Source organism: Qipengyuania pelagi, from assembly GCF_009827295.1.
GTDB classification, from domain to species: Bacteria; Pseudomonadota; Alphaproteobacteria; order Sphingomonadales; family Sphingomonadaceae; genus Qipengyuania; species Qipengyuania pelagi.
On the sequence record NZ_WTYD01000004.1, the window covers coordinates 69,522 to 77,778 of the forward strand.

The 8,257-nt window shown below is 62.2% G+C and carries 4 protein-coding genes; 1 reads left to right on the top strand and 3 read right to left on the bottom strand.

What is annotated here, in order from left to right:
- Positions 1-73: 73 nt before the first annotated feature.
- Positions 74-4,645, bottom strand: coding sequence for a hypothetical protein (locus tag GRI47_RS14285; protein ID WP_160662033.1), 4,572 nt, complete (start codon positions 4,643-4,645; stop codon positions 74-76).
- A gap of 23 nt (positions 4,646-4,668) precedes the next feature.
- On the bottom strand, positions 4,669-5,958 hold the full coding sequence (locus GRI47_RS14290; RefSeq protein WP_160662034.1) for a tetratricopeptide repeat protein: 1,290 nt from the start codon (positions 5,956-5,958) through the stop codon (positions 4,669-4,671).
- 779 nt (positions 5,959-6,737) lie between these two features.
- On the opposite strand from GRI47_RS14290, the gene GRI47_RS14295 reads away from it, so the two are divergent.
- The gene (locus GRI47_RS14295; RefSeq protein WP_160662035.1) at positions 6,738-7,142 is read left to right on the top strand and encodes a response regulator; all 405 of its coding nucleotides are present in this window, start codon (positions 6,738-6,740) and stop codon (positions 7,140-7,142) included.
- On the opposite strand, the gene GRI47_RS14300 is transcribed toward GRI47_RS14295, so the two are convergent.
- Positions 7,135-8,257: sensor histidine kinase (locus GRI47_RS14300; protein ID WP_160662036.1), on the bottom strand; the 1,123-nt coding region annotated here is incomplete at its 5' end. The two genes, GRI47_RS14295 and GRI47_RS14300, sit on opposite strands and share 8 nt — an antisense overlap.

The window sequence follows — 8,257 nt, forward strand, 5'->3', positions numbered from 1 at the left end:
CGGGCTCGCCGGGCGGCCCACACACCTTGCCTGTCAGAAAGATGACAATGTCCGTCAGATTTGGGGGAGCAGGTCAGCGTCGCTCGGTGGACCCGAAGGTGATCCAGGCGCCCAGCGGGTTTGCCGGGATATTTGCGGCAGCGGCCGATCCCGGATCAAGGGCGACCCTCGCTGGGATCCGCGAGGAGCGATCCTGACCCGCTGAAGACGTCCAGCGCGCCCAGTCGGTCGCGATTTCGGCGGTCGGCGGCGGAGGCAGTGCGAAATCGCTGCCCTGCGCGGGCGCTGTCATGCCAGCGATCGGGGCCGTGATATTCGCGATCGCAAGCGTCTTCTGCGCGGCGGTGACCGCTCCAAAGTTAGCGGCGCGAAACGCTGCCGTCCCTTGGATCGTGTTGCTGGAAGCGGTTCTGATTCCATAGGTCAGACCGACATGGCTCCCTCCGCTTCCAGCCAGGAAGCCCGAGACATAGGCTCCGCGCGAAACGGTCCTGCCACCGCTGTCGACAGCGGTGAGACTGCCGGTGAAGATATTCCCGCGACCAGCACTTGGATCGGTCGTGATAGCGAGCGATGGCGCGGCGATCCCGCCCGCGCTGGACAATTGATAGCTCTCCGTGACCACATCGACGGTCGCTTCCAGGCCCAGCTTGAGCGTGGTGAAATCGATCGCCAGCCGCCCGTCGAAGCTCGAACCGGTCAGGTCGCTGGCATTCGTGGCCGTGGGCGTCGTCCAGCCTACGAGGTCGTAATTGATCAGGCCGCTTGTCGGCAGGTTCACGCTCGGCGCGCCCCAAATGGAGTGGGCGTAGCGGCTGGCAAAGGGTGTCAGGACGAAGGACTGGCGATTGCCATTCGTGACCGAGCCGCCGAAATTGCTGATACGCGACCAGCCTAGAACACCATCGCTTCCGCCGCGCTGATATTGTGACGATGCGGTCGGCTGGATGTCTATCTTTTCCAGATTGAGGTCCGCCTGCAAAAGCACGCCGTCGGTGGTTTTGATCGGGGTCGCGACACCCACTGCCGCAGCTGCGTTCGCAGTCACGAAAGCGACCTGATCGCCAGCACTGCCCACGCGAGCATTGCCGTCACCGGCGAGGAAGACGGGATTTTGCTTTCCGCCCCCGCCGCTATCGCCACCATTGGTCGCACCGGTTGCTGACTTCTGGCTCGGATCGCCCAGTCCCGCGAGCGCGGTTCCTGATCTGCCGAACACCGCCACGCCCTGCAACGCATTGTTCTGGTTGCGATCGAAGACGTTATACGTGAAGCCCGCATGGCTCGCACCCTTGCCGAAGAGGCCGCCGAAGACCTGTCCGATGCAATAGCCCGTGCAGCCAGTGCCCGCGATGACCGTCAGCCCAAGCGATTGATTTTCGAACACGCCGTCCGCGCTGACCCCGAGCCCGCCCGAAGCCGCGCCCTTCGCGCCGCCCGCGGTCTGGACGCGGTAGCCGGTCCCTTCGGAATAGAGGTCGAAGTTGAATCCCACTCTGGGCGCCGCGCTGCCGAACGCGACCGCCAGATCGCCGGTGAACCAGCCGGTCGATCCGGGTGCCCCATTGCGGTTGGTCGGGGCCGTGCCGCCGACCAGGGCATATTCGATCAGCCCGGTGGCCGGGAGTTCGAAGGCGGGAGTGCCGACCAGCAAGTGCTCGGACACGTTCTGCTGCCGATTGGCGCTGCCGACATAATAGCGCGTCCAGGCCACGGCATCGCCGAACCGCCCGAATTCGCGAAGGTCCGCCGTGCGATTGGAATAATCGGTCGTCACACCCGATGGGTTATAGACCGTCATTTCCGTGATCCGGCCATCTGCAGCCACCTTGGCATCGACGCGCGCGACACGCAGCCCGTCACTGGCGAATTGCCAACCGCGCACGCTGCCGAGCTGTGGCGAAGGGTCTCCGGTTCCGCCGCCTCCGCCTCCGCCGGTTCCGCGCCCCGGAAGGCCCGCAAACCGATCCGGGTCGCCGCCATCGCCGAGATAGGCGAAATACTGGACGAAGAAATCGTTCAGCGCTGCGAAATTCGCAAAACCGCCCCCGGACGTGTTCGCCAATGCGGCGAGATAGGCCTGGATCTGCGCCTGCGTGAGCGCGGTGTATGCGCTGGGCGTCCCGCCATCGGCGATGAAGGCGTAATAGGCGTTCAGCGCGGCGACGTATTGCGAATAGATCGGCAGTCCCGCGAAGCGCACCGGATCGTTGCCTGCCGCGACGAAAGCGAAATACGCGGTGAAGAAGCTATCCAGCGATCCGAATGATGCCAAACCGCCCGCATCGTTCAGCGCGGCAAGATAGGCGCGGATCGTCGCCTGATCGAGCGCGGTATAGGCGGACGGCAGCCCGCCGCCTTGCAGATAGGCGGAATACGCATTCAGTGCGCTGACGTAAGTGGCATAGACCGGCAGGCCGCTGAACCCGTCCGGCGTGCCACCCGTGGCAAGATAGGTGAAATAGCCCGTCAGCAGATCGGCATTGGCGCCGAGCAGGTCTGCGAGCTGGCCCGAGGCGACGATGGCTTCGAGATAGGTCTGCAAGAGGTCGGAATCGACCGCGTCGTAATCGCTCGGCAGGCCGCCTCCCGCAAGGAAGGCCGCGTAGGCGTTGAGGGCCGATGCAAAGGCCGGGAAGTCGGGCGGAACGGGAAGACCGGCGAAATTGTCTGGATTCCCGCCCGCGCTGACGAAAGCGAAATAATCGCTGTAGAAGGCCGCCAGATCGGCCAGGAAACCTTCGGTTGCGCCAACTCTCGCCAGCGCGGCCAGATAGGCCCGGATCGTGTCCTGGTCGAGCGCGGTGTAGGCGCTGGGGATGCCGCCGTTTTCGAGATAGGCGTAATAGCTCGCCAGTGCTTCGGCATAACCGCCGAAGATGTTGGCATTCAGCCCTGCATATGTGTCGATCGCACCACCGCCCTGAAGGAAGGCGAGATAATCGGCGAAAAACGCGCTGCGTTCGCCCAGGAAACGGTCGAGCGCACCTGCCGCCGCGAGCTGGGCGAGATAGGAATTGAGCACTTCGGTATCGGCGGCGGAATAACCGCTCGGTACGCCACCCGCATCGAGGAAGGCGAAATAGGCATTCAGCGCCTCTGCATAGCCTGCAAAGATATTGGCATTGAGCTGACCGAAGGCGTCGATCTGGCCCCCGCCCTGAACGAACGCCGCATAATCCGCGAAGAACTGCGCATTTTCGCCCAGAATGGTGCCAAGCAGGCCGGCCGATTGCAATGTCTGGACGTAACCCAGCAGCACGCCGATATCCGCCCCATCATAGGCGCTCGGCCGCTGCCCGCTGGCGAGGAAGGCGAAATAGGCGTCGAGCGCGGCGCGATAGTCGCCGAAAAAACCGAAGCCGCCATTCGCCAGATAGGCATCGAGCAGAGCGCGGTCGGTAGCGCTCAATTGCCGCTCGAGGCCCGACGCATCGAGAAAAGCGATATAGCTTTCGACCGTGGCGAGACTGGCAGCAGTGAAATCCTGCGGCCTGCCGCCTGTGCGTAGAAATGCGAAATAGGCTTCGGTCAGATTGGTGAAACTGGCCGCGAAAAGATCGGCGTTCCCCCCATTCGCGATGAAAGTGAGATAGGCATCGGCAAGCGCCCGATCCTGGTTCGAAAATTCCGCGAAGCCGCGCGTGCGCGCGAGATATGCCGTGAAGGCGTTGATATCCGCGACATTCGCCCGCGCGAACCCTCCGGGCCTGCCGCCGATGCGGATCAGATCGAAATACTGCGCCAGAAAGCCGCTATAGGCGGTCAGGAAATCTGCACCGGAACCGCCGCCCGCAAGGAAGCCGAGATAGGTGCGGATAATGTCCGCTTGCGCCGCGGGAAATGGCGTACCGCCGAACGCACCTTCGATATTCGCGGCGGCGGCCACCAGCGAACGCAGGTCTCCGCCGGGAAAGGTTTCGATCGCCGGATTGGCCACTGCCGCCTCTACCCGGCGGGCGGCGCCAAGAATATCGCCCGACGCACCGGCCGCGGCAAGCGCGTCTCCAAGGGAGACCGGCAAGCCGTTCTGCGCTGCCGCGACCGGGCCGGCACCCCCACCCATCGCCACGACCGGATCGTGTGCGATCGCACTGCCTTCAGCAGCGGCGATCGCGTCGGGCGTGGATTGGGCGCCGTTCGATACGACCTGGCGGACGGGAGCTCCGCGCGTGGTCGCAAACATGTCTCCGCCATCGAACCTGCGCAGATCGCCAGCGCGCCCGACCCGCAGGCTGCCGCTCAGCGCGTGGCCGCGCGCCTCGCCATCGGGCCCCACACTGAAGTTCGCCGCCGAACCGATCCCCGCCACCCGGCCTTCCACGCCTTCCGGCATTCTGACCAGCGCTTCCGATCCATCCGGGCCGGTCGTGACGGTCACGCCGCCGGCGTAAAGGTCGATGCTGCCATCGGCGTTGACGCGGAAATCCGCGGCGTCGATGAAACTGGCGATTCCGCCATTGTCGAGGCGGACCTGCGTGACGCCCTCCTGCTGGTTGATCCGCGCGCCTTCGCGCACCTCAATCCTGCTCGAACTGAAGAGCGTATCGGTCGCCGATACCGGACTGGCGATGGCGATGCCGGATACGCCGATCATCAACGTGGCGACGGTCTTGGCGGCGACGGTCTGGGTGGTGCGGATCATGGCTTTCTCCCGTGCGGAACTGATCAGAACTCGAAGCGAAGGCCGGCCGAAATCGTCCAGCGTTCGTAATCGTAGAGAGCTATGTTGCTGAAATTGCGCGTGTAGCTGGCTTGCGGCGTGACGAAGATCGCCTCGGTCAGCGCAAACTTGATTCCCCCAGTCAGATCGATGCGCTCGTCATTCCGCTTGGCCAGGAACAGCGGATCGGCAGCGTCGTAGCGTCTGAGGTCGAAAGCCGCCCCGGCGAGCACGGCAACCTTGTCAGCGACCGGGAACTCGCCGCCGACATTCGCGCCGAGGAACCAGTTGGACTGGGCATCGCCCGCTTGCCTGCGCGTTTCCTCCTTGCCGCCGGTCAGCGCTGCGGAAACCATGCGCGTCACATAACCGAGGCTCGCGGCAAAGCGGTCGGAATCGCGCAGCGGATCAGTGTCGAAATCCAGCCGGTTCCATTGGGCGGACAGAGTCAGCGCCTCCCCATCGGCAAGGGCGTGGGTGTATTGGCCGATCAGGCCGTAACTGGCGCGGAACCCGTCGCGCCCCAACCAGAAACGCTGGACCTGACCAGATAGCGAGACGACATCGCGATTGGCGAAGCTGTGCGCATATCCGGCAGTGCCGGTGATCGCCGCCTGATCGAAGGTGCGACTGTCGAAATTGTCGCGCCAGCTGGCGAGTGCGCTGGCGAACACCCGATCCTGCCTGCCGATCGCAGCGACGCCGGAAATTCCGCTCTGTATCTCGTAGAATTCGTCGCCCTGCGCGCGCGCTCCGGCACCGAGCGTGCCCGGCCCGAGGAAGCTGAACAGAGGAATGGTGATCGTGGTCAGATCGGTAGCGGCGTTGATGTTGTCGTCATAGCCGATGCGCGCATCGACAAAGCCGGACACGTCCGATCCGCCGCCCTGGATTTGACGGTCGAACTGGCGGACGAAGCCCGTAAACCGGTTGCGCACCGGATCGGGCAGTGAGGGATCGTCCACGACCGTCGCGAATTCCGCGCGCGCCGTGTCGATATCGCCGGCCAGGGCATAGGCCCTCGCAAGTTCCGCCCGCGCCGCCGCATTGTTCGGCTGCATGGCGAGGACGCGCTGCAAGGCGATGATTGCCTCGCCATACCGCCCTGCATCGATCGCGGCTGTCGCTAGTTCGTAATCGAAAGCCGGATCGCCGGGGCGGTCTTCGACCTGCGCCGCGAGCGAAGCGTAGCGGCCAGCATTTGCGGTATCGTCCTGCGCGAAAGCTGGCGCCGACGCGATGAAAGTTACTGCCGCGCCGATCGCAAGATAGGCCGTCATTTTGGAGAATGTCATTCGATCGCCCCCGAAGCAGAGAATGCTTAGGCGGGGTAATGCCCCTTTGACGGCGCGGGAGCTTCTTACAATCCCTGTCAGAGTTATGACGAAGACAGGAGATTTCGGGCGAACCAGTCGGGCCCAGTGCTGGCGACGTGCGACGCAATGCTTTCGAACTGAGTTGAGTCAGTCAGCCAGGAAGCGGCGATTGTCGGCGGCAACACGCGCCCAGCGATCACCCTAAGGTGGCGGCAGGGGCCCGGCCATATCCCGCTCCGCACCCGACAAGTCTCCGCTGCCTTAGCGCAGCGTTGAGAAATAACCGCTTCCCGCCCAAAGAACCCGAACAGGAGCCAAGCGCCCTTCTCAGCCGAACGATCGCTCGCCTTAACCGTTTAAATTCGCCTGAAGAGAAATGTTGGTGCCCAGAAGAGGCATCGCATTCGATCTTTTTTCCGATGTATTTTCAAATCTTTATCAAATTCGGTACGGCCAAAAAGCCCTCAAAAGGCCCGCAAATGGCGCTTAATGTATTGGTTTGATGCCTTTTTAGGGACTCAAGATTGCTTCTCTGCCTCCGGGAGACCAGCCAAACCTACGTCCGCTGAGCGCCCTAATTTCAGCCTTTCGAGCCGGTGTTATAATCGACTATTACCACGATCCATATCCGTGCGACGTTCAACACGCTGCAGCGTCCTGAGCGTAATGCCCACGCGTTGAACGAGGGAACAAAAATGTAGCTAGCCCGTCTCTTGAGCTCAGCGCATCAACAGACCTTCGAACCCTAATTGCGATCCATGCCGACCACCATTCTGATTGTTGAAGATGAAGTCCTTATAGCTGTCGAAATGGAGGCGGTGATTCACGATCTCGGTCATGAATCCGCAGGGATTGCCGATGACATGCAATCAGCATTGGCGAAGGCTTCGGACGCCATCGATGTGGCTCTCGTCGACGTCAACTTGGCTGACGGAGCCACGGGCCCCAGAGTGGGCGAAAGACTTGCCTCGGATTTCGGGATCGAGGTCATCTTCGTGACGGCCAATCCCGCGCAGCTCGGCGAAGGGGTAAGCGGAACGCTGGGTGCGCTTGAAAAACCGGTCGATCTCGGCATTCTCAAGCAGGTTCTCGACTATGTCATTGCGATCCGGAAGGGCGAAAATATCGATCCGCCTGCCCGCTTGAAGCTGTTTTTCAACTAGGCTCCTGTAACCTGCTCTTTCGGACATCCATGACGAGCTCAACGCCATCGTCATGCCAGATTCTTTTGTAATCGCCTCCTAGCTGCTGCTTCGCGGCCAACTCGATGAGGCGACTTCCGAAACCAGTTTGAGGCTCACGCGCCTTGTCGATGTGCGCTCCGTGTTCCCTCCAGCGGAAGCGGACCATCTCGTCCTCGGTTGACAGATCCAGCGAAATCCTCCCGTTGGGATTGGACAGAGCTCCGTACTTCATAGCGTTGGTGGCCAGCTCGTGGAACACCAATGCGACCGGCGTGGCGGCGCGGCTTTCGACCGCCATATCGGAGCCGGAAATCGCAATCCTTCCTTCGGAAAAGGCAGGATAGGTCTCGAAGATCGTCGCAAGCAGCGTGGCGAGGGTCACTTCTTTGCCCTCGGGCTGGGACTTTTCACTGTGCGGCCGGACGAATTCGTGCGCGCGCCCCAGCGCGGAAATCCGGCCTAGCAAGTCGCGCGACGCTTCGCCGAACGCTTCATTTGCGCGCGCAGTCAGGCTGATCAAACCGGAAACAATCGCGAAGATGTTCTTGATGCGATGGCTGAGCTCCTGGCTCAGGATTTCGTTTTGGAGGGCGGTGCGCTTCTGCTCGTCGATATCCGTGCAAGTGCCGATCCAGCGCTGGATATCACCCTGCTCGTTGAGGATCGGCAGCGCACGACCGATCATCCAGCGATAATCACCGCTGTGATGCCGCAGGCGATATTCAACCTCGTACGGTTCGCCGGTAGCGAGGCTGTGATTCCATTTCTTCCATGAGTCGGCCTGGTCATCCTCATGGAACATCCCGGCCCATCCTTCGCCGTCGGTTGATCCGACAGGGACACCCGTGAATTCATACCAGCGCGCATTGTAATAATCGTGGGAGCCGTCGGGAAGAGTCGACCATACCATCTGCGGCATGGTGTCGGCGAGCGCATGGAAAGCGGCTCCGGCGGATTGCAGCGCATGCTCTTTAGCCAGGGGCAAGACATCCGGCGCCGAAGAGGATTCGCGGCTGCCAAGCTGGAAATTCGTGATGACTTTTGCATTCATAGCCAGCTTGTGACCTTCCCGGGATGAACAGAATCGGACCGAT

Coding starts and splice junctions, on each gene's coding strand:
- GRI47_RS14285 (WP_160662033.1), bottom strand. CDS start 4,645: ATGATCCGCACCACCCAGACCGTCGCCGCCAAGACCGTCGCCACGTTG.
- GRI47_RS14295 (WP_160662035.1), top strand. CDS start 6,738: ATGCCGACCACCATTCTGATTGTTGAAGATGAAGTCCTTATAGCTGTC.
- GRI47_RS14290 (WP_160662034.1), bottom strand. CDS start 5,958: ATGACATTCTCCAAAATGACGGCCTATCTTGCGATCGGCGCGGCAGTA.